Source organism: Pseudomonas sp. RA_35y_Pfl2_P32, from assembly GCF_963970735.1.
Taxonomy (GTDB): domain Bacteria; phylum Pseudomonadota; class Gammaproteobacteria; order Pseudomonadales; family Pseudomonadaceae; genus Aquipseudomonas.
The window spans coordinates 1-469 of record NZ_CAXAQF010000293.1 but is presented as its reverse complement, the minus strand read 5'-3'; the positions used below and the strand labels follow the sequence as shown (position 1 = coordinate 469).

The 469-nt window shown below is 58.8% G+C and carries 1 protein-coding gene; it reads right to left on the bottom strand.

Annotated features, from left to right (window positions below):
• Window positions 1-383 (bottom strand): cytochrome b/b6 domain-containing protein (locus AACY45_RS28345; RefSeq protein WP_339548781.1); only part of this gene is annotated, 383 nt, incomplete at its 3' end.
• Window positions 384-469 lie beyond the last annotated feature (86 nt).

Genomic DNA, 469 nt, shown 5'->3' with positions numbered 1-469 from the left:
GTGGAGCCGACTATCGCCAACAACAGCATCAACACGACGATCATCGCCGCACCAGCTGGATTATGCCCGATATAGCGAGGCTCCCGACGAGCGATCATCGCGCGAAAATAGCGCAGCAGCCCGACGGGACCTGTCACGAAGCTGGCAAAACGAGCATGGCGGCGGCCGATGACACCCCACACAAGCCGGATCGCCAATGCGGTCACGACGACGTAACCGACGTAGATATGTGGCGTTTCTTCATGCTTCAGGACAGTGAGATTGGCGATAACGCCAGCTGCGACCGTCCAATGAAAGATGCGGACGATCGGATCCCAGACCTTGACCCTGCCGCTCTTTCGGGCAGGGCCATTGGTCGGCGTCCGGGGAACGACATTGCCCATCGTCAATCGACGTTGTTTTTGACGATGGCACCGTTCACCGGGTTGAAATAGACCTCGGCGCGCTTGCCGTCCTTGGTGTGCGCATA